Annotated in this window: 19 protein-coding genes; 9 read left to right on the top strand and 10 right to left on the bottom strand. The window is 73.8% G+C overall.

From position 1 onward, the window contains the following. Window positions 1-37 precede the first annotated feature (37 nt). Window positions 38-805 (bottom strand): IclR family transcriptional regulator, encoded by a 768-nt coding sequence (locus tag ACIQVT_RS13960; protein ID WP_403751750.1) that lies wholly within the window; start codon window positions 803-805, stop codon window positions 38-40. Between the two features lie 187 nt (window positions 806-992). On the opposite strand from ACIQVT_RS13960, the gene ACIQVT_RS13955 reads away from it, so the two are divergent. Then, the gene (locus ACIQVT_RS13955; protein ID WP_403751748.1) at window positions 993-1,421 is read left to right on the top strand and encodes an ATP-binding protein; all 429 of its coding nucleotides are present in this window, start codon (window positions 993-995) and stop codon (window positions 1,419-1,421) included. A 128-nt stretch (window positions 1,422-1,549) separates the two neighbouring features. Here ACIQVT_RS13955 and ACIQVT_RS13950 read toward each other — a convergent pair whose 3' ends face one another. The 3 genes from ACIQVT_RS13950 to ACIQVT_RS13940 form a co-directional block, all read right to left on the bottom strand. After that, window positions 1,550-2,080, bottom strand: a complete 531-nt coding sequence (locus tag ACIQVT_RS13950; RefSeq protein WP_403751746.1) for an SRPBCC family protein — start codon at window positions 2,078-2,080, stop codon at window positions 1,550-1,552. A 77-nt stretch (window positions 2,081-2,157) separates the two neighbouring features. Continuing rightward, a complete protein-coding gene (locus ACIQVT_RS13945; RefSeq protein ID WP_403751744.1) occupies window positions 2,158-3,324 on the bottom strand; it encodes a PP2C family protein-serine/threonine phosphatase in 1,167 nt (388 codons plus the stop codon). A gap of 98 nt (window positions 3,325-3,422) precedes the next feature. Beyond that, the gene (locus ACIQVT_RS13940) at window positions 3,423-4,184 is read right to left on the bottom strand and encodes an IclR family transcriptional regulator (RefSeq protein WP_403751742.1); all 762 of its coding nucleotides are present in this window, start codon (window positions 4,182-4,184) and stop codon (window positions 3,423-3,425) included. Window positions 4,185-4,331: 147 nt separating this feature from the next. Here ACIQVT_RS13940 and ACIQVT_RS13935 point away from each other — a divergent pair, with 147 nt between their 5' ends. The 3 genes from ACIQVT_RS13935 (at window position 4,332) to ACIQVT_RS13925 (ending at window position 6,631) form a co-directional block, all read left to right on the top strand. After that, entirely contained in the window at window positions 4,332-4,736 is a 405-nt protein-coding gene (locus ACIQVT_RS13935) for a hypothetical protein (RefSeq protein WP_403751740.1), read from the top strand. Continuing rightward, window positions 4,733-5,203: a peroxiredoxin gene (locus ACIQVT_RS13930; protein WP_403751738.1), complete on the top strand. Its 471-nt coding sequence runs from the start codon at window positions 4,733-4,735 to the stop codon at window positions 5,201-5,203. The genes ACIQVT_RS13935 and ACIQVT_RS13930 overlap by 4 nt, the downstream gene beginning before the upstream one ends. A 174-nt stretch (window positions 5,204-5,377) precedes the next feature. After that, window positions 5,378-6,631, top strand: a complete 1,254-nt coding sequence (locus tag ACIQVT_RS13925; protein ID WP_403751736.1) for an MFS transporter — start codon at window positions 5,378-5,380, stop codon at window positions 6,629-6,631. 24 nt (window positions 6,632-6,655) lie between these two features. Here the strand turns inward: ACIQVT_RS13925 and ACIQVT_RS13920 are convergent, their stop codons facing one another. Then, complete coding sequence (locus tag ACIQVT_RS13920; protein ID WP_403751734.1) at window positions 6,656-7,273, bottom strand: DNA polymerase ligase N-terminal domain-containing protein; 618 nt, start codon at window positions 7,271-7,273, stop codon at window positions 6,656-6,658. Between the two features lie 150 nt (window positions 7,274-7,423). On the opposite strand from ACIQVT_RS13920, the gene ACIQVT_RS13915 reads away from it, so the two are divergent. Further along, the gene (locus ACIQVT_RS13915; protein ID WP_403751732.1) at window positions 7,424-8,485 is read left to right on the top strand and encodes a TauD/TfdA dioxygenase family protein; all 1,062 of its coding nucleotides are present in this window, start codon (window positions 7,424-7,426) and stop codon (window positions 8,483-8,485) included. A 1-nt stretch (window position 8,486) separates the two neighbouring features. On the opposite strand, the gene ACIQVT_RS13910 is transcribed toward ACIQVT_RS13915, so the two are convergent. Continuing rightward, window positions 8,487-9,518, bottom strand: coding sequence for an LLM class flavin-dependent oxidoreductase (locus ACIQVT_RS13910; RefSeq protein ID WP_403751730.1), 1,032 nt, complete (start codon window positions 9,516-9,518; stop codon window positions 8,487-8,489). A 68-nt stretch (window positions 9,519-9,586) separates the two neighbouring features. Continuing rightward, window positions 9,587-11,101: a metallophosphoesterase family protein gene (locus tag ACIQVT_RS13905; RefSeq protein ID WP_403751728.1), complete on the bottom strand. Its 1,515-nt coding sequence runs from the start codon at window positions 11,099-11,101 to the stop codon at window positions 9,587-9,589. Window positions 11,102-11,305: 204 nt separating this feature from the next. On the opposite strand from ACIQVT_RS13905, the gene ACIQVT_RS13900 reads away from it, so the two are divergent. Further along, window positions 11,306-12,121 carry an SAM-dependent methyltransferase gene (locus tag ACIQVT_RS13900; RefSeq protein WP_403751726.1) on the top strand — a complete coding sequence of 272 codons (816 nt, stop codon included), beginning with the start codon at window positions 11,306-11,308 and terminating at the stop codon, window positions 12,119-12,121. Between the two features lie 249 nt (window positions 12,122-12,370). Continuing rightward, entirely contained in the window at window positions 12,371-14,770 is a 2,400-nt protein-coding gene (locus tag ACIQVT_RS13895; protein WP_403751724.1) for a M4 family metallopeptidase, read from the top strand. Between the two features lie 58 nt (window positions 14,771-14,828). On the opposite strand, the gene ACIQVT_RS13890 is transcribed toward ACIQVT_RS13895, so the two are convergent. From ACIQVT_RS13890 to ACIQVT_RS13880, 3 genes are all read right to left on the bottom strand, one after another. After that, entirely contained in the window at window positions 14,829-16,028 is a 1,200-nt protein-coding gene (locus ACIQVT_RS13890; RefSeq protein WP_403751722.1) for a glycoside hydrolase family 64 protein, read from the bottom strand. A gap of 165 nt (window positions 16,029-16,193) precedes the next feature. Then, the gene (locus ACIQVT_RS13885) at window positions 16,194-16,949 is read right to left on the bottom strand and encodes a dienelactone hydrolase family protein (RefSeq protein ID WP_403751720.1); all 756 of its coding nucleotides are present in this window, start codon (window positions 16,947-16,949) and stop codon (window positions 16,194-16,196) included. 244 nt (window positions 16,950-17,193) lie between these two features. Next, complete coding sequence (locus ACIQVT_RS13880; protein ID WP_403751718.1) at window positions 17,194-17,814, bottom strand: L-threonylcarbamoyladenylate synthase; 621 nt, start codon at window positions 17,812-17,814, stop codon at window positions 17,194-17,196. A gap of 115 nt (window positions 17,815-17,929) precedes the next feature. Between ACIQVT_RS13880 and ACIQVT_RS13875 the strand changes: the two genes are divergently transcribed. Both ACIQVT_RS13875 and ACIQVT_RS13870 read left to right on the top strand, forming a co-directional pair. After that, a complete protein-coding gene (locus tag ACIQVT_RS13875; RefSeq protein WP_403751717.1) occupies window positions 17,930-18,403 on the top strand; it encodes a MarR family winged helix-turn-helix transcriptional regulator in 474 nt (157 codons plus the stop codon). Between the two features lie 227 nt (window positions 18,404-18,630). Continuing rightward, the gene (locus tag ACIQVT_RS13870; RefSeq protein ID WP_403751716.1) at window positions 18,631-20,223 is read left to right on the top strand and encodes an MFS transporter; all 1,593 of its coding nucleotides are present in this window, start codon (window positions 18,631-18,633) and stop codon (window positions 20,221-20,223) included. Window positions 20,224-20,275: the final 52 nt, after the last annotated feature.

Genomic DNA, 20,275 nt, shown 5'->3' with positions numbered 1-20,275 from the left:
TCTGCCTTCCGACGGATCGTGGGGCGGCGGTCGTGCGCTACCAGCGGGCGGCTCCCAGGTCCCGGGAGATCGCCCGCGCGGCCTCGCGGATCAGGGTGACCAGGGCCGGCCGGGGGTGCCCCTGGCCGTCGCAGAGCCGCTCGACCGGCCCGGAGATCCCGACGGCGCCGACGACCAGTCCGCCGTGTCCCCGGATCGGTGCGGCGAGCCCGGCCTCGCCCATGCTCATCTCCTGCACCTCGGCGGCCCACCCGGCCTCCCTGACGGCGGCCAGCGCCCGGCCCAGCCGCTCGGGGTCCACCAGGGTGTGCCGGGTGTAGGCCTCCAGGCCCGGTTCCCGACACGGCTCGACGGCCGCGGCCCCGTAGGCCAGCAGTACCTTGCCCAGCGAGGAGGCGTGCAGGGGCAGCAGCGAGCCCACGTCCAGCGTCTGGAAGGTGTCGTCCGGCCGGAACACGTGGTGGACGACGAGGACCCTGCCCTCCAGGGGCGTGCCCAGGCGCACCGCCTCACCGCTGCGGGCGGCCAGGGCGTCGGTCCAGTTCAGGGACCGCGAACGCAGCTCGTTGACGTCCAGGTAGCTGGTGCCCAGGTGCAGCAGGGCGGCCCCCAGCTGGTACTTCCCGGTCGCGGCGTCCTGCTCCACGAAGTCCACGTGCTGGAGGGTGCGCAGGATGCCGTGCGCGGTGCCCTTCGCCAGGCCGAGCGAGGCCGCCACCTCGCCGAGTCCGAGTCGGCGGGGCCCACCGGCGAGCAGGCGCAGTATCGCCGCCGCCCGTTCGATCGACTGGACTGGGCCGGCCATGAGCCGAGCCTATTACCGCCGCGCGCGCTTCGCCGCACGGGCGGCGGGACGCCGTGAACCCCCGGCTGTTCGGTAATGCCGACCGCCGTTCATTGACGCGCCCGATTCGTCTCCATAGCGTGCCTTGATGCACGGAACGCGCCGACGGGACGGCGCCGGGCCGGCAGCGACACCACCGGGAGAGAACATGGCGGCACAGCTCAACACGCTGCTTCGGGCAGCCTGCGAACACGTGTGTCCGCTGCCGCCCGTCGCCGGCGCCGTCTCGGCGGTACGCCGGCGGGTGGCGGCGGTCCTCGACGAATGGAGCGTCTGCCCGGACATCGTCGAGGACTCGCTGCTCGTCGTCTCCGAGCTCGCCACCAACGCGGTCGTCCACGCCCGGCCCCCGGCCCACCTGCGGCTGTCCTGGCTGTGGGGCGACGCCGGCCGCACCCTGCGGGTCGAGGTCACCGACGCCGGGCCCGCGCTGCCCCCCGGCTGCTCCCTCGCCGGTACCGACCCGGACGAGCACGGCCGCGGCGAGACGATCGTCCACGCCCTGGCGACCCGGCACGGCATACGGGTCCACCCGACCGGAGTGACGACCCGCTGGGCGGAGCTCGCCGTCGCCTGAGGGGGCCCTCGGTCTCCCGCCGGCCGCTCGCCGGACCCCCCTGACCGGAAGAGCCGGACAGCCGTCGCGCCGCCCCGGACCGGCCGACCCGGGTCCGCGGCCGTCGTGACACCGCTCGCGACCGGATCTCAGGCACCTTCCTCGGCCAGCGCCTTGATGCCGCTCAGGGTGGCTTCCATCCCGGCGCGCAGCTCCTTCAGCCGATAGGCGATGATCTCCTCCTCCCGGTCCGGCCAGCGTTCGAGAGCCAGCGTGACTCCGCTGCGGCCCGGCCCGATGAGCACCGACTGCCGCAGCCGGGTGCCCGTCCCCTCGGCCTCGAGTTCGTAGCGCCAGGACGCCATGGACCGCGCCGGATCCAGCGTCGGTTCTCCGTACCGGCCGTCGACGTCCGTGACGGCCCAGGCGAACACGTGCTGCTCGTCCAGCTCGACCACCCGGGAGACGGTCCGCCACTCGCCGAGCCGCTCGTGACGGTTGTGTCCCTCGAAGCACGCGCCCACGGCAGGCCGGTCCGCGCCGTCGAGCCACTCGACACGCCTCAGCTCCAGGCTGAGCCCGGCAGGCAGCCGGATGTCGGTCACCAATTCCCAGACCCGCGGTACGGCCGCCTCGACGTGAACCTCGCAGTGCACGCCCGGACCATCGGCGAATCGCATGTCGTTCCCCCCAAGAAGTCGGATTCCCCGATCATCCACGACCTTGATCCACGCCCGCAACGGCCCGGGATCCGGTGCTATGCCGGGACTGCGGGGACCGGCTCGTCCGTGGGGCGCTTGCGGAGCAGGAGCAGGGCGGCGTCGTCGTGCAGCCGTCCGCCCACGTGCGCGAGCAGCTCGTCGTGGAGCGCGGTGAGCGTGCGCGCCGGCTCCTCGGACACGTGCCGGGCCACGCCTTCGGCGAGCGGGTAGAAGGCCCGGCTGTGATCGCGGGCCTCGGTGACGCCGTCGGTGTAGAGCAGCAGCTGGTCCCCCGCCGACAGGGGGAGCCGCTGGAGTCCGGGAGTCTGGCCCGAGAGGGCCCGCAGCCCGAGGGGCGGAGCCGGTGGCGCCGGCTCCACCGCCCGGACCTCGCCGGAGGCGGATATCAGCAGCGGCGGCGCGTGGCCGCAGTTGACGATCTCCAGGTGCCCCGCACGGGGACAGCCGGCGACCACCGCGGTGACGAAGTCGTCCGGGCCGAGGTTGCGTGCCAGGCTCCGCTCGATCCGGCCGACGACGTCGAGCAGGTCGGGCTCGTCCTGGGCGGCCTCGCGGAACACCCCGAGCACCAGCGCGGCGGTCCCCACGGCGGGCAGGCCCTTGCCGCGCACGTCGCCGACGATCAGCCGGACGCCGTACGGGGTGGGCAGCAGGGCGTACAGGTCGCCGCCGATCCGCGCCTCCGCCGCCGCGGCGCTGTAGCGGACGGCCACCTGGAACGGGCCGACGGTCTCCGGGACGGGCTGGAGCAGCGCCTGCTGGGCGGCCTCGGCGACGGAGCGGACGGCCGCGAGGACCCGTTCGCGCCGGCCCCGTGACGCGCTGGCCAGGCCGCTCGCCGCGGTGACGGCCAGCAGGGCGCAGGGCACGGCCGCCAGCTCACGCGCGGGCGCCCCGTGTCCGGCGCCCAGCGCGGTGCCCGTCGCCGCGGCGAGGAGACCGGCGCAGAGCACGCCGCGCGGCCCGTTGGTGGTGGCCGCCAGCGCGGGTGCGGCCGCCAGCAGCGGCAGCCAGATCATGCCCGCCCCGCCCGCGAGGTCGACGAGCACGACGACGGCGACGACCAGCACGGGCAGGGCCGGCGTCCCCGCGGCCAGCTGTCCGCCGGCCCGCCGGCGGACGGCTCTCCACGTGTCGGCCGCACGGTGCGTGGGCATGCGTGCGGGCGCGTGACCGCCGCCGTGGTGTCGGGCCTGGCTCATGTCGCGTCCGCAGTCCTCGCCGGTAGGGGGTGCACACCCGGAGTGTCCGTTTCATCCAGGAAACGGGCCGTGCGGGGGGTGCCACAAGGAGCGGCTTTTCAGATAGTGAGCGACAGGCTCCGGGTCACCCGCAGCGCCAGCGGGACCAGACGGGCCCGGACCTCCTGGAGCTGGGGCCGCCGTTCCACCGGGAGGGAGACACCGACGGAGCCGAGCGTGTCCCCGCGGCGGACGGGCACGGCGACGCACACGGTGCCCAGCGCGTACTCCTCCAGGTCCGTGACGGCCGGCGCCAGGGGCGGCGACTCGATCCTGCGCAGCAGCTCCGGGAGGCTGGTGATCGTCCGTGGCGTGAGGTCGGCCAGGTGGTGGCGGGACAGGTACTCCCGGCGGCCCTCCTCGTCCAGCTCGCGGAGCACCGACTTGCCCAGCGCGGTGGCGTGTCCGGCGTCCTCGAACCCCACCCACAGGTCCACCCGGGGCGTACGGGGGCCGTCGACGATCTCGGCGACCCTGATCTCGCCCTCCTCGTAGAGGGTGAGGTAGACGGCGCCGGCCAGTTCGTCCCGCAGGGCGGTCAGCGCCGGGCGTACCCGGCTGAGCAGCGTCTGGGCGTTGCCGGCCGCGTGCAGGGTGCCCAGCCTGTCGCCCAGGACGAAGCCGCCGTCGCCCAGTTTCCGTACGTAGCCGTCGTGGACCAGGGTGCGCAGCAGGTGGTAGGCGGTGCCCAGGGGCAGTGCCGTCTCGCGTGCCAGCTGTTTGGCCGGCGCGCCGTTCTCGTGCGCGCTCACCGCCTCCAGCAGGCGGAGCGCGCGCTGCACGGACGTGATGAGGGTGGGGCCGTCCTGCTGAGCGCCCATGGCTCCAGGTTGCGCCGGGTGACCGGCGCGGGCAAGGCCGGGCCGTCCGCCGTCCGGTCGGGCGCGTCCGGTTCCGGCGCGTCCGCTTGCGCGCCACGGAGCCTACCGTCCAGTAATATCCGGCGGCAGGCCACCAGAGGAGGAACCGTGTCCCGGTCCGAACGCTCGCCCCTGCTGCTCGCCGGTCTCCTGGCCGCGGCCGGGGTCGCCCACTTCGCCGCTCCACGCCGGTTCGACGCGACGATCCCCCGGCTGCTGCCGGGCTCGCCCCGGGCCTGGACCTACGGCAGCGGCGCCGTGGAACTGGCCCTGGCGGCCGGTGTCGCGGCACCCCGCACGCGCGCCGTGGCGGCCGGGACGGCGGCGGCCTTCTTCGTCGGCGTGTTCCCGGCCAACGTCCGGATGGCCGTCGACTGGCGCGACCGGCCCGCACCCCAGCGGACCGCCGCCCTCGCCCGACTGCCGCTCCAGGCGCCCCTGGTGCTGTGGGCGCGCCGGGTGGCCCGTGGCGCGGCGGAGGCGACCGGCCGGCCAGGGAAGGGCCGGCGGTGACCCGGCGCGCCCCGGAGGCCGGGGACCGGGTCGAGGACTTCGCCCTGCCCGACGAGACCGGGACCGTCCGCCGGCTCGGCGACCTGCTGGCCGACGGACCGGTCGTCCTGTTCTTCTATCCCGCCGCCCTCACCCCCGGCTGCACCGCCGAGGCCTGCCATTTCCGTGACCTGGCCGCCGAGTTCGCCGCCGTCGGCGCGCGTCCCGTCGGGATCAGCGGGGACGGGGTGGACCGGCAGCGCGAGTTCACCGGGCGGCACGGCCTCGGCATGCCGCTGCTCTCCGACGCCGACGGGGCGGTGCGTGAGCTGTTCGGTGTCCGGCGCGGCTTCTCCCTGGCCCCGACCCGGCGCGTCACCTTCGTCATCGACGTGGACCGCACCGTCCTCGACGTCGTCCGCAGCGAACTGCGCATGAACACCCACGCCGACCGGGCCCTGGCCGCCCTGCGCGCCCGCAAGGGCTGAACGGGCTCCCGGACGGCGAGGGCGTCGGGCCCAACGGCCGCCTCCCGGCCCCGGAGGCCCCTTCCGGAAAGGGCGGGCATCCGGGGCCGGCGTGAACGTAAGCTCGGCGCCGGCCGGTCGGGGCCAGGAGGCCGCCGATCCGGCACCGGACCGCCGCCCCGCCCGAGGGAGACCATGAGCACCGCCGCCGACGCACCGACGCTCTCCCGCCCGCCATGGCGGACCGCGCCCTTCCGCCGGTTCGCGTCGGCGCAGCTCGTCTCCGCGACCGGTACCGCGATGGCTCCGCTGGCCCTGGCGTACTCCGTCATCGAGCAGGGAGGCGGGGCGGGCTCCCTCGGGGTGGTGCTCGCCACGAACACCGTCCCGACGATCGTCTTCCTCCTCGCGGGCGGCCTCTTCGCCGACCGCCTCTCCCGCAGCCGCATCCTGTTCCTCGGCAACCTGCTCGCGGCGGCCGCCCAAGGGGCGCTCGCCGTCACCGTGGCCACCGGACACGCGACGACGACCTCGATCGCCGCCTGCGGATTCCTCTCCGGTACCGCGGCGTCCTTCACCGTCCCCGCCGCCCAGGGCGCCGTCGCCCAGATCGTCGCCCCAGGACACCTCCAGCGGGCCAACGCGCTGCTCCGGCTGCCGGGCAACGCGGTCCGGGTGCTGGGCCCGGTCGCCGGCGGCCTCGTCGTGGCGGCCACGGGCGCGGCCTGGGCGCTGGCCTGGGACGCCCTCACGTACGCCGTCGCCGCGTTCCTCCTGCTCGGCCTGCGCCTGGGCGCTCCCGCGACCCCCCGCGGCGGTGTCCTGGCGGACCTGCGCGCGGGCTGGGCCGGTTTCCGCTCGCGCACCTGGCTGTGGACCTACACGGCCGCCGGCACCGTGCTCGTCGCGGCCTGGCTCGCCGGTTTCCAGCTCCTCGGCCCCCTCGTCGCCGCCCGGGACTACGGCGGGGCCCGCGACTGGGGGCTCGTCCAGGCGGCCTTCGCCGGCGGGCTGCTGGCGGGCACGCTGGTGTGCCTGCGCTGGACACCGGTCCGGCTGCTCACCGTGGCGGTCGCGGCGAGCGGCGCCCTCGCGCTCCCGCTGACCGCCATGGGCGCGGGGGCACCGCTGACCCTGGTCCTGGCGGCCGCGGCCCTCGCCGGGATCGGGCTCGACATCGCGATCGTCGCCTGGACGACCGCCTTCCAGCGGCATGTGCCGCCGGCCGAGCAGGGCCGCATGAGCGCCTTCAACGGGGTCGGCGAGCGCCTCGCCATCCCGCTCGGCTACCTCGTCACCGCGCTCGCCGCACGCGCCTGGGACAGCAGGGGGGTGCTCCTGGCCTGCGCCGGCCTGATCGCCGTGGCCGCGGCCGTCAACCTCTGCGTCCCCGATGTGCACCGCACGGACCGGCGGGCCGTGGCCGAGGAGCCCGCCGCCACCGGGTGACCGGGGCATCCGGGGGCGAGGTCCTCACCGCTCGCCGTCGGCCGCCGCGACCTGGGCCAGAGTCCGTCCCGTGCGCACCGAACGGGCCCGGCGGGGGTCCGGCGTGCCGTGCGCCCCGGGACGGGCCGGTCCCTTGCGCACGAGCAGCCAGGCCTCCTCCCCGTCCGCGCCGTCGCGGAAGCGGGTCAGGGCGTACGCGCCGTGCAGCTTGGCGCCGCGCAGCCGGAAGGTCGCGTGCCCGCGCTCCAGGGACTCCGCGAAGTCCACCGGGTGCCCGCCGCGGTCGTGGCTCAGCGGCTCGTACGTGCCCCGGTCCCACACGATCACGGTCCCGCCGCCGTACCGGCCCCTCGGGATGACGCCCTCGAACTCCTCGTACTCCAGCGGATGGTCCTCGGTGGGCACCGCCAGCCGTCTGTCCCCGGGGTCGTCGGAGGGGCCCTTGGGCACGGACCAGGACCTCAGGACGTCGCCGACCTGGAGCCGGAAGTCGAAGTGCATGCGGCGGGCGTCGTGGATCTGCACCACGAAGCGGGGCCCGTCACCGCCGGCCCCGGTGCCCGCCGCCCGGCCCGCCGGTTCGCGGGTCCGCCCGAAGTCACGCCTGGCGCGGTACGTCCGCAGCCGGTCCTCCGCCGCCACCCGGGGCTCCTTCCGTGCGTCGGGCTCCACGCCCTTCGGGTACCCCCGCCGACGCCGCTCCAGCCCGCGGAGCGGCCGCGGGGGTTAGCGGTGCGGCGACCGCGATGTCACGCTGAGCGGGACCGGTACCGGACGAGCATCGGAGCGTGTATGAGGACGCACAGGGCCAGAGCGGGGCAGCCGGAGCGGGACGCGGACGGGCGGGGCCGGACCTCCGCCGGCGAGGCGGTGGCGGGGCCCCGCACCGGAGAGGCGGCCCCCGGCGCGGGTGCCGCGGTCGCCGATGTGGAGGTCCGGCCCGTCGCCGGGCACATCGGTGCCGAGATCGCCGGGGTCGACCTCACCGCGCCGCTCGACGACGCCGTCGTGACCCTGGTCCGGCAGGCCCTGCTGCGCTGGAAGGTGGTGTTCTTCCGGGACCAGCACCTGGACCACGCCGGCCATGTCGCTCTCGCCCGCCGCTTCGGCGAACCCGTCGTCCTGCGCCGGCGCGGCGGCGCCTCACCGGCGGGCCACCCCGAGGTGGAGACCACCGCGGACCGGCTGGAACTGGGCGGACGGTTCGGCATGGAGCACGACGAGTGGCTGCGGCGCCGCCGGCACACCCTGCTGCGCGGCTGGCACTGCGACCACGGCGCCCGGATCGACCCGCCGGCCGCGACGATCCTGCGCGCCGAGACCGTCCCGCCCTACGGCGGCGACACCACCTGGGCCAGTCTGGCCGCCGCCTACGCCGGGCTGTCGGAGCCGGTCCGCGCCTTCGTGGACGGGCTGCGCGCCGAGCACCGGCTCGGCGTCGGCTACCAGCCCCGGCCCGGCGACGACGCCTACGTCCGCCACCTGCTGGACCACCAGACCGCCACCGTGCACCCGCTGGTCCGCGTGCACCCGGAGACGGGCGAGCGGGTGCTGTTCGTCAACGGCTACTACGTGGAGCAGATCGCCGGCGTCTCCCGCCCGGAGAGCGCCGCGCTGCTGGAGATGCTGCTGGAGCAGGCGGTCCGCCCCGAGTACACCGTCCGGTTCCGCTGGGAGCCCGGCAGCGTCGCCTTCTGGGACAACCGGGCCACGATCCACCTCGCCCCCGGCGACAACGCCCACCTCCAGGCGCCGCGGATCATGCACCGGGTGATGCTTGCCGGGGACGTGCCGGTGGGCGTGGACGGCAGGCCGTCGCAACCGCTCACCGGCCCCGCGGCCGGGCAGTGGTGAGTCAGCCGGCGGGCCGCCACCCGAGGGCCGGCCCCAGTCGCGTCGCCATGTCCGTCAGGATCTGTGCGTAGTCCTCGTGCTCGAAGGTGAAGGGCAGCGCGAACGCCACCTCGTCCACCTCGCGGAAGGCGGCGTGGGCGTGCAGCCGTTCGGCGAGCTCCGCCGAGGTGCCGACCAGGTCCGGCGCGAACAGCAGCCGTGCCGGGCCCTGCGGGGAGGCGGTACGGGGCAGGCGCCGGGCCGCGTACTCGGCGTACCGGGCGCGCTGCCCGGGGGTCGCGGAGTCGGTCGGGATCACCACCAGTCCCTGGGAGACCCGGGCCGCCTCCCCGTCGGGATGACGGGCCCGGAACTCCCGGATGTGGGACAGCTGTGTCGCGGCGAAGTCCACCGGCCCGTCCTCGTCGTCCCCGGCCTTGACGACGCTGCTGGTCAGCAGGTTCAGGCCGTGCTCGCCCGCCCAGCTGGCCGAACCGAGGCTGCCGGCGCCGTACCACAGCCGCCGGCCGAGACCGGGGGAGTGCGGCTGGACCACGGAGGAGAAGACCTCGAACCCCTCCTGCCCGCGGAAGCCGGAGACGGGCTCGCCGCGCACCAGGTCCACCAGCCGGCGCGCGCGCTCGTGACCGAAGTCCTCGGTGTCGGCGGTGTCCGGGTACAGGGCGCCCCTGACCTGCTCCAGGTGCTGGGGCGGCCCCACGCTGAACCCCGGGTTGAGCCGGCCGCCGGACAGCACGTCGACGGTCGCCAGGTCCTCGGCGAGCCGCAGCGGGTTCTCCCAGCCCAAGGGGGTCACCGCCGTACCCAGTTCGATGCGGCGGGTGCGCTGAGAGGCGGCGGCGAGGACGGCGACCGGGGAGGAGATGCCGTACTGGAGATGGCGGTGGCGGACCCAGGCGCTGTCGAAGCCGAGCCGCTCGCCCAGCTCGATGATCTCCAGCGTGGACTCGTGGCCGCGGGCGGGGTCCGCCGCGTCGAACAGGCCGATGGTGAGGAAGCCCAGCCTGCGCAGCGGACGGGGGGCGGACGGCACGGGCTCCTCCAGCGGTCGTACGTCGGTGCTGTCCCCGATTCTGGCAGGCGAGTGTGACAACCGTGTGATCAGTTGTGCGGGGAGGGGAGCGGGATCACCACCTCGTCCTCGACGGGCGGGTCGAGTTCCTGGGCGCGATTGCCGGTCGCCGCGAAACAGCGCAGCCGGACCGCCTCCGGGCCGACGTCCAGCCGCAGGAAGCACTTGAAGAACGGCGGGTCGTAGGAGGTGGAGGACGGCGAGAACAGCTGGGTGTAGATCTTCCGCACGGGCAGCCGGAACCGGGCGGCCCGCTCCGGCCGGCGTCCGGTGCCGAGCAGCGAGGCGACCAGGCGGGTGCGGCGGGTGATCCGGGCGCCGGGTTCCGGGGCCCGGCCCGGCTCGATGCCCAGCCGTTCCGCGATCACGGCCGTCGCCTCGGCCGCCGTCAGACGGAAGAAGCGGCGCAGGCGCAGCCGGTGGCCGTACAGGCGGCTGTAGAAGGCGAGCGAGTCGCCGCGCAGCGGGTAGCAGCGGAAGTCGCGCTCGGTCACACCGCCGACCGACACCCGCGGAATGGTGTGCGTGGCGTGCATGAAGGCCCCGCCGCCGCCCGCGACCACGTACTGGACGGTGCGGCCGCCCACGTCGACCGGGTACCGCTGGTAGTTGTGGATGTCGCCGCCGATCGCGGCCACGTAGTGGTGCTCGGGCGCCCGCACGACGTCGTCCACCGTGCCGCCGCCCTCGACGGGGCACGGGTGGTGCTCGCCGTCGACGTACAGGGGCGATCCGGTGACGAGGATCTTCGGCCGGGGACCCCGGGACACCTCCCGCAGCCAGGTGCCCTGTTCGGCGTCGAGGGTGCCCAGCAGCCCGGTGTCGATGCCTATGATCCGCACCGGTCCCGCGTCGATCGCCCAGTACGGCCCCGGCTGGACGGCCTGTTGCCCCGGCGCCGACCGCAACCGCCGTGCCTCGGCGAGCCGTTGCCCGTCGGTGGGGCGTGCCCGGTGCCACAGCAGCGAGCGCCACCAGGCGCGGGTGAGCGGGCGCGGCCGGGATTCCGGGGGGAGCGGCGCGGTCTCGGCGCAGAAGACGCGCATGAAGGCGTCGAGGTCCTCGTACCAGTCGTGGTTCCCCGGTATCGCGTAGACCGGCGCCGGATAGTCCCGGTAGGGCCGGAAGAAGTTGCGGCCGTAGTCGTCGGCGCAGCCCACCGGGTAGACGACGTCGCTGGCGATGACGGCGAACTCCGTGTCCCGTGCCACCTCCAGGAAGCCCGGCACCACCGCGTACTGGGAGTCGCCGCCCTCCCCGGGGTCCCCGAGCACCATGAAGGAGAACCGCTCCGGCACGTCCCGCCGGACCACCTTGTCGGCGGGCGCGCCGGCCGCCGCCCGCCGGGCCACCCAGCGGCCGCGGGTGCGGCCCGTGGGATCACCGAACCAGGACGCCAGCACGCCGTTGCGGGCGGCCCACAGGACGCGGGGGTCCAGCCAGGACAGTTTCCGGTCGCCGCCGGGCATCAGCCGCCGGTAGGTGCCGCGTTCGGCGGCGCCCCAGCCGGCGCCGCGGGCGGTATCGCGTGAGGATTCGGACACGCGGTGCACGGTAACAACGCCGCGTGCGGCGCGCCCGGACGGGCCCCCCGCCCACGGCCCCCGCCCCCGGCCCAGGTGGCGCACGTGCGCGGGCCGGGACCGCCCCGGGAGCCCATGGACACGGACCGGGGGTCAGGAACCTTCCACAGCACGTAAGTTGTGCCGTGAATGATCCACGCCTCGGCTGAAAGACGGACACGACCCATGACCGACCCTGTGACGACACCCGAAGAAGCGACGCGCCAGAAGATCGACACGTCGGTGCCGCACTCGGCCCGCATCTGGAACTACTGGCTCGGCGGCAAGGACAACTACCCCGTCGACGAGGAGGCCGGAGACGCGTACACCGCCGTCTTCCCCGGCATCGTCACGATCGCCCGCAGCAGCCGCGCCTTCCTGCGCCGCAACATCGCGTACCTGGTGTCCGAGGCGGGCATCCGGCAGTTCCTGGACATCGGCACCGGCCTGCCGACCGCCCAGAACACCCACGAGGTCGCGCAGCAACTCGCCCCCGAGGCGCGGATCGTGTACGTCGACAACGACCCGATGGTCCTCGCCCACGCCCGGGCGCTGCTGTACTCGTCCCGCCAGGGCGCGACGGCCTACATCGACGCGGACGTGACGGACCCCGACCGCATCCTCGCGGCCGCCGCCCGGACACTGGACCTCTCCCGGCCCACGGCGCTGATCCTGAGCAACATCCTGGGGCACGTCGCCGACCACGACCGGGCCCGCTCCATCGTGACCCGGCTGATGGACGCCCTGCCGTCGGGCAGTCATCTCTCCGTCAACGACGGCTCGCGCGGCATCGACCCGGTCTTCGAGCAGGCGCAGGACGCCTACAACGACAGCGGCGCGGTCCCGTACAACCTGCGCACGGTGGAGGAGATCACCGCGTACTTCGACGGCCTGGAACTGGTCGAGCCCGGTGTCGTCCCGGTCAACCGGTGGCGCCCGGAGCCCGGCGCGCCGGCGCCCGAGGTCATCGCCGAGCACGGCGGACTCGCCCGCAAGCCCTGATTCCCGCGCGCTCGCCGGCCCGCCCCTCCCGTGCGCGGGGGAGGGGGCGGGCCGGATAGGGAAAACCCTCGATTGACCGGCCGTTGGGTGACATGGCCCGGTCAGGGCTGTCATTCTCCCACCACACACTGATCCACCCCACCCGTACACGGATCACGGTGCCGCACAGCTCAGCTCGCCCGGGCGGCAGACCCGTCCGCCCGGTCTGTCACCGGCCGCCGACCCGCGGCCGCAGCAGGAGGAGTACGAGTGAGACCCCACAGAGCCCTTCCCCACAAGCGGGCCACGGTCGGAGCCGCCCTGGTCTCCACCGCGGCCTTCCTCGCCGTCGGTCTCCAGGCCGTACCGGCCACCGCCGCACCGGCCGCTCCCCACCCCAGCCCGCTGCGCGGCGGCGGCCTGGCGGCCGGACTCAGCCCGGCCCAGCACCAGGCGCTGATCAAGAGCGCCCGGCAGAACACCGGCGCCACCGCCCGCACCCTCGGCCTCGGTGCCCAGGAGAAGCTGGTCGTCCGGGACGTCGTCAAGGACAACGACGGCACCGTGCACACGCGCTACGAGCGCACCTACGCCGGACTCCCCGTCCTCGGCGGCGACCTCGTCGTGCACACCCCGCCCGCCTCGCGGGCCGCGGGGACCGTGAGCACCACCTTCAACAGCAAGCGCACGATACGGGTGCCGTCCACCACCGCCACCGTCACCAAGGGCGCGGCCGAGACCAAGGCGCTGAAGGCCGCGAAGGCCCTGGACGCCACCAAGCCCGCCACCGACAGCGCCCGCAAGGTGATCTGGGCGGGCACCGGCACCCCGAAGCTCGCCTGGGAGACGGTGGTCGGCGGCTTCCAGGACGACGGCACGCCCAGCAAGCTGCACGTCATCACCGACGCCACCACCGGCAAGGAGCTGTACCGCTACCAGGCGGTGGACACCGGTGTCGGCAAGACCCGGTACAGCGGCCAGGTGACGCTGACGACGACCCAGTCGGGCTCGACGTACACGCTGACCGACGGCGCGCGCGGCGGCCACAAGACGTACAACCTGAACCACGGCACCTCCGGCACCGGCACGCTGTTCTCGCAGACCAACGACACCTGGGGCGACGGGACCAACTCCAACGCCGCCACCGCCGGCGCCGACGCGCACTACGGCGCCCAGGAGACCTGGGACTTCTACAAGAACACCTTCGGCCGCAGCGGCATCCGCAACGACGGTGTCGGCGCCTACTCCCGCGTCCACTACGGCAACGCCTACGTGAACGCGTTCTGGGACGACAGCTGCTTCTGCATGACGTACGGCGACGGCACCGGGAACAACGACCCGCTGACCTCGCTGGACGTGGCCGGCCACGAGATGAGCCACGGCGTCACCTCGAACACCGCCGGCCTGGAGTACAGCGGCGAGTCGGGCGGCCTCAACGAGGCCACCTCCGACATCTTCGGCACCGGCGTGGAGTTCTACGCGAACAACGCCTCGGACCCCGGTGACTACCTCATCGGCGAGAAGATCGACATCAACGGCGACGGCTCCCCGCTGCGCTACATGGACAAGCCCAGCAAGGACGGCGGCTCGGCCGACAGCTGGTACTCCGGCGTCGGCAACCTGGACGTGCACTACTCCTCGGGCCCGGCGAACCACATGTTCTACCTGCTGTCCGAGGGCAGCGGCACCAAGGTCATCAACGGGGTGACCTACAACAGCCCGACCTCCGACGGTGTCGCCGTCACCGGCATCGGCCGTGACGCCGCCCTGAAGATCTGGTACAAGGCGCTGACGACGTACATGACGTCCAGCACCAACTACGCGGGCGCCCGCACCGCGGCTCTGAACGCCGCCGCCGCGCTGTACGGCACCAACTCCACGCAGTACGCGGGAGTGGGCAACGCCTTCGCCGGCATCGCCGTCGGCAGCCACATCAACCCGCCGAGCAGCGGGGTGACGGTCACCAACCCGGGCAGCCAGTCGACCACCGTCGGCACGGCCGTCAGCCTCCAGATCCAGGCGAGCAGCACCAACAGCGGCGCGCTGACCTACAGCGCCTCCGGCCTCCCGGCCGGCCTGTCGGTCAACAGCTCGACCGGCGTGATCTCCGGCACGCCCACCACGGCGGGGACGTACAGCACCACCGTCACGGTGACCGACTCCACCGGCGCGACCGGCACCGCGACGTTCAGCTGGACGGTCAGCCCCACCGGCGGCGGCTGCGGCTCGGCCCAGTTGCTGAGCAACCCCGGATTCGAGTCCGGCGGCACCGGCTGGACCTCGACCAGTGGTGTCATCACCACCGACAGCGGTGAGGCGGCCCACGGCGGTTCCTACAAGGCCTGGCTGGACGGCTACGGCTCCTCGCACACCGACTCGCTGTCCCAGTCGGTGACGATCCCCGCGGGCTGCAAGGCGACCCTGACCTTCTACCTGCACATCGACACCGCGGAGACCGGCAGCACCGCCTACGACAAGCTGACGGTGACCGCCGGTTCCAAGACCCTGGCGACGTACTCGAACGCCAACGCGGCCTCCGGCTACAGCCAGAAGTCCTTCGACCTGTCCTCGCTGGCGGGCTCGACCGTCACGCTGAAGTTCAACGGCGTGGAGGACGCCTCCCTCCAGACCAGCTTCGTCGTGGACGATACGGCCCTGACGACCGGCTGATCCTCGCGACCGACCGCGGTCCCGCACCCGCATCGCCGGGTGCGGGACCGTCGTCGTGTCAGCTCAGCGGGTCCAGCGTCAGGTACGCCTGCCGCGGGCCGCCGTCGTGCACCAGCGACTCCTGGTTGCCGACGTCGTCGAAGGCGAAGGCGTAGGCCTTGCCGTCGGCCATCTGCGCGTGGATCTTGCGCGCGTAGTGGTTGGTCACCGTGTCCTGGTAGAAGTTCGCCGTCGTCGTGTCCGGCTGGTTGGGGTTGACCAGCAGGGTCGACCGGTTGAAACCGGCGCACAGCGTCCGGGAGATGGGGCCGCGCACGTTGTCGTTGGGCGCGTCCAGCAGCTTGTGACAGCCGAAGATGCTGGAGGCGTCCGGCTTCTGGAAGCTGGTGACCACCGCGCCGGAGGAGTTGGTGAAGTTCATGACGTTGCCCGACACCCGGCCGTAGTACTTGGTGTTCGGCTCGTTCGCGAACGGCGTCACCGTCAGGGTGGACGTCGAGTACTTCTGCCAGACCCGGTTGACGTAGTCGTCCATCACGTTGGCCGGCAGGGCGCCGGTCTCCACCCCGTACAGCGGGGACAGCGCGCGCAGCACGGTGCCGTCGGAGCGGGTCTGGATCAGGTTGCCCCAGCCGCCCGGCTGTCCGCGCAGCGCGTTGAAGAAGCCGTTCCAGCCGCCGGACCTCAGGTGGCCGGTGGTGCTCACACCGCCGTCGGCGCGCTGTACCCCGACCGCGTACGGCGCCGAGAACATGTCCACCTGGGTGCTGTTGAGCCAGAGGCCGGAGTCGTTGAGCGTGTACTCCGACCAGTTGAAGAGGATGTTGCGGTTGGGGTCGGAGGGGTTCTGCACGGCCGGTTGCACCAACCCGCCGGTGGTGAGCCGGAAGTCGAGCTTCTGGCCGTAGGAGAAGTAGATCCGGCCGGAGAACTTCGGGATGCGGATCGTCGTCGACTGCCCGGCGGCCGGACCGGGTATGGCCGCGTCCGGCGCGGGCGTCGGCGGGTTGCCGCCCGCCGGCCAGGCGTGGAACGTGCCGTTCGCGTCGGCCCAGCCCTGCCGTCCGGAGGACAGCTGGGTGCCGAGGTCGTAGACGTAGACCTGGTCGGAACGGCCCGAATTGTTGGTGATCTTCAGGGGGATGGTGTCCGGGACGGCGGCGTCCGCGCGGCCCGGCGCGCCGAGCGCGAGGGTACCGCCGATGAGCGCGGCGGCCGCGGCCAGGGGCAGGGCGGGTCGGGCGAGCTTGTGAGGCACTCTCCACCTCCGTGTGGGGTCGGGGTCGTACGGAACTGGTCCGTACCTGGCTTGAGAGCGCTCTCAGATTCACGCCAAGGCGCGTGCATGTCAATGTTCCGGACGGGATCGGTCCACACGGCACCGCCGCGGCGCCCACCGGACGCGGGCGCCGGGGCGCCGGTGTCAGAAGGTGCGGTCGAGCAGGGCGAGCAGGGCCGCCCAGTGCCGTTCGTCGGCCTCCCGGTCGTAGGCGGGGGTGTCGGCCTGGGTGAAGCCGTGGTGCGCGCCGGGGTAGACCTCGCAGGTGTGCCGCACACCGGCGGCCGTCAGGGCCTCTTCGAAGCGGGCCACTTGCTCCGGCGGGAGCGACGGGTCCTCGTCCGCGTGTCCGAAGTACAGCTCCGCCGTGATGTCCGGGGCCTCCAGGTGCGGGCTGCCGGGATCGTCGGTGGCGAGGCGGCCGCCGTGGAAACCCGCCACCGCCGCCACCCGGCCGGGATGGGCGCCCGCGGTCCACAGGGCGAGCCGGGCGCCCATGCAGTAGCCGGTCAGTGCGACCGGGCCGTCGGCCACCGCCGGACTGTCCGCCAGCCACCGCAGATAGGCGCCCGCGTCGCGCTTGACCAGGTCGGGCGTCAGCCCGGCCAGCATCGGCCCGAGCCGCTCCCAGAGGGTGGGGTCGGCGGCCGGGTCGATGAACTCCGGCAGCTCCAGCACCGGCGCCCGGCCGAGCCGGTGGAACACGTTCGGCACCAGCACCGTGTAGCCCGCGCCGGCGAGCCGGCCGGCCATGGACCGCAGGTGCGGGCGCAGCCCGTAGGCGTCCTGGTAGAGGAGTACGGCCGGACGCGGGCGTCCGTCGGCCGGCTGGACGAGACAGGCGTCGGCGACACCGTCATCGGTGGTGATCTCGACGTCGGTCACCCGGACATCGGTCATGGTGAGAAGGCCTTCCCTCGGGAGCGGACGCGGGCGGACCGCCGCCCGGCGCCACGACTGGATCCATGCTGCCACGCAAGATCGGCGAGCCGTGTCAGGGGCGGGCGTCCGGCCGTCGCCGGGGTGCGGTCCACCGCCGGCCCGGGCGTGGACCGGCCGCCGGGCAGGCGTACGAGACCCCCCGGGGGGCCGCCGCCGGGCACCCTTATGGAGCCGACGACCTACGCGCCCGGTGTCCGCGCGCTCATTCGAAGCGGCTCACGTCTCCGGCACCCCGGCGCACGATCTCGGCCTCCCCGCCGGAGAAGTCGACCACCGTCGTCGGCTCGGTGCCGCACTCCCCGGAGTCGACCACCGCGTCCACCACGTGGTCGAGCCGGTCCTTGATCTCCCAGCCCTGGGTCAGCGGCTCCTCCTCGTCCGGCAGCAGCAGGGTGCTGGACAGCAGCGGCTCGTCCAGCTCCGCCAGCAGCGCCTGGGTGACCACGTGGTCGGGGATGCGCACACCCACGGTCTTCTTCTTCGGGTGCAGCAGCTTGCGCGGCACCTCGCGGGTGGCCGGCAGGATGAACGTGTAGCTGCCGGGCGTCGAGGCCTTCACCGCCCGGAACACGTCGTTGTCGACCCGGACGAACTGACCGAGCTGCGCGAAGTCCCGGCACATCAGCGTGAAGTGGTGCCGGTCGTCCAGCCGGCGGATGGAGCGGATCCGGTCCATGCCGTCCCGGCTGCCGAGCCGGCAGCCGAGCGCGTAACAGGAGTCGGTCGGATATGCGATCAGCGCCCCCGAGCGGATCGCGTCGGCGACCTGGCCGATGCTGCGCGCCTGCGGGTTGTCGGGGTGCACGTCGAAGTACTTCGCCATTGCACGAGCTTATTGCGTCGGTGGCCCCCCTGCGCGCGGCGGTACCCCGCCGACGGTGCCCGGGCACCGCGGGCCCGTTTGACATAGGTATGACGTCATACCTATTGTGGGGGTCATGCCCGGATCCAGCGCTCACCGGCGGGACCTCGACAGCGTCGCCCCGGCGCTCGCCGACGCCCTGCCCGCGCTGCACCGCGCCCTGGACCGGTTGGTCGCCCGCGACTACGCCCACCCCAAGCCGCCCGAGGGCCCACTGAACCTGCTGCGCCACCTCGAGGAGCATCGGGGCGCCACCGTGCGGGAGGCCGCCGAGGCCCTGCTGATGAAGCCCAACAACGTCAGCGCGCTGGTCTCCCAGCTCGCCGGCGAGGGCCTGCTGGAGCGCCGCCGGGACAGTGCCGACAAGCGCGTCGTCCGCCTGTACCTGACGCCGGTCGCCCGGCGCCGCCTCGGTGAGGTGCGCGCGCTCCAGGTGTCCCACCTCACGGACGCCCTCCTCGCCCTCACCGAGGGCGAGATGGACGCCCTCGGCTCGGCCCTCGGCGCCCTCGCCTCACTGACGCGCCGGCTGCACGCCGCCGCCCGCTGACACGCCGGCCCCCACGGCCCCGGCACGCCTCCGCGTACCGCCGGGCCCGGTCGCGCCGTCGCGGGCACACGCCCGGTCGCGCCGTCGCAGGCGCACTTCCGGTCGAGCCGTCGTGGGTGCACCCCCGGTCCCGGCCGCCCTGCGCCCGGTCCCGGCCGTGCCGCCAGGAGCGCCCAGCGCCCCGCCCCTTCCCGTTTCCCGATCTCCGTACCAGACGAGGCTTTCCCATGCCGTCCACCTCCGTGGATCCCTCCACCGCGCCCGCGTCCACCGCGCCGCCGGCCACCGCCGCCGCCCGACGGCGCGCCAACCCCTGGCTGACCCTCTGCGCGGTCGCCTTCGGCCTGTTCATGGTCCAGCTCGACGGCTCCGTCGTCGCCATCGCCAACCCGGCGATCGGCCGTGAACTCCACGCGTCGACCGCGCAGTTGCAATGGGTGACCAACGCCTATCTGCTCGCCCTCGCCGCCATCCTCATCCTCGGCGGCAAACTCGGCGACCGGTTCGGCCGGCGCACCTTCTACCTCGTGGGGGTCGCCGGTTTCGCGCTGTCCTCCGTCGCCATCGGCCTCTCCGGCTCCATCACGGGCGTCGTCGCCTTCCGCGCCCTCCAAGGCGTCTTCGGCGGACTGCTCATGCCCAACACCCTCGGCCTGCTGCGCGCGGTCTTCCCGCCCCGCAGGTTCGGCATGGCGGTGGGCATCTGGGCGATGGTCTCGGCCGTCTCCACGGCACTGGGCCCGATCGTCGGCGGCCTGCTGGTGGAACACGTCGCCTGGGAGTCCGTCTTCTACATCAACCTGCCCATCGGCGTACTCGCCTGCGCCTTCAGCGCGTTCGTGCTGCCGCAGTCGCGCAACACCACCGGTCACCACCGCTTCGACGTCACCGGCGTCGTCCTGCTGGCCCTGGGCCTCGTGAGCGTCGTCCTCGGCGTCGTCAAGGGCGAGACCTGGGGCTGGGCGTCGGCCGGCACCTGGGGCGCGATCATCGTCGGCCTGCTGCTCCTCGTCGTCTTCGGCCGCCACGAGACCCGCGTCGAGCACCCGTTGCTGCCGATGCGTCTCTTCCGCAGCCGCTCGCTGACGGTCGGCGCGGTCATCACCGCCCTCAACTTCTTCGTCATGCTGGGCGTGATCTTCTTCGTCATGCTCTACCTCCAGAACGTCCGCGGTCTGACGCCCGTCCAGGCGGGCGTGCGCACGCTGCCGATGAGCCTCGCCTCGCTCGTCGCCTCCCCGCTCGGTGCCGCCCTGACGGCCCGGTTCGGCGCCCGGTTCTGCATGCCGCTCGGCATGCTCCTCCAGGCCGCCGCCTGCTTCACCATGCTCACCTGGTCCGGCGACTCGTCGTACGCCACCATGTGGCCGCCGTTCGTCGCGCTCGGCCTCGGTGTCGGCATGGTGCTGTCCGCCTCCTCCGACGCGATCGTCGGCAACGCGCCCGTACGGGACGGCGGAGTGGCCGGCGGTCTCCAGGCCACCACCCTCCAGATCGGCGGCGCCCTCGGCACCTCCGTACTGGTCTCCGTGATCAGCGCCCGCGTCGGCGCCACCCTGGAGACCGAACTGACCGGTGCGGGCGTGCCCCGCGCCCTGGCCGGCAGGTTGGCGGAGGCCGAGGACGCGGTGGCGATGGGCATCGCCCCCGTCTCCCGCGGCATGTCCGGGAGCCTCGGCTCGGCCGTGACCGAGGGCAGCACCCGGGCGTTCATGCACGGGGTGCACGCCGCCGCGGTGGTCACGGGCCTGCTGTGCGTGCTCGGCGCGGTCCTCGCGGGGGTCGGCATGCGTGCGGGGGCCGCCGCCGACACCGAGTAAAGATCGGATGTTCGGCGGAACAGGACGAACGGGGCCGGGTGGGACCGCGGCC

The sequence above is a fragment of the Streptomyces sp. NPDC100445 genome, assembly GCF_044759735.1.
In the GTDB taxonomy this organism is placed as follows: domain Bacteria; phylum Actinomycetota; class Actinomycetes; order Streptomycetales; family Streptomycetaceae; genus Streptomyces.
The sequence above is the reverse complement of the archived record's forward strand: the minus strand, read 5'-3'. Positions and strand labels throughout refer to the sequence as shown.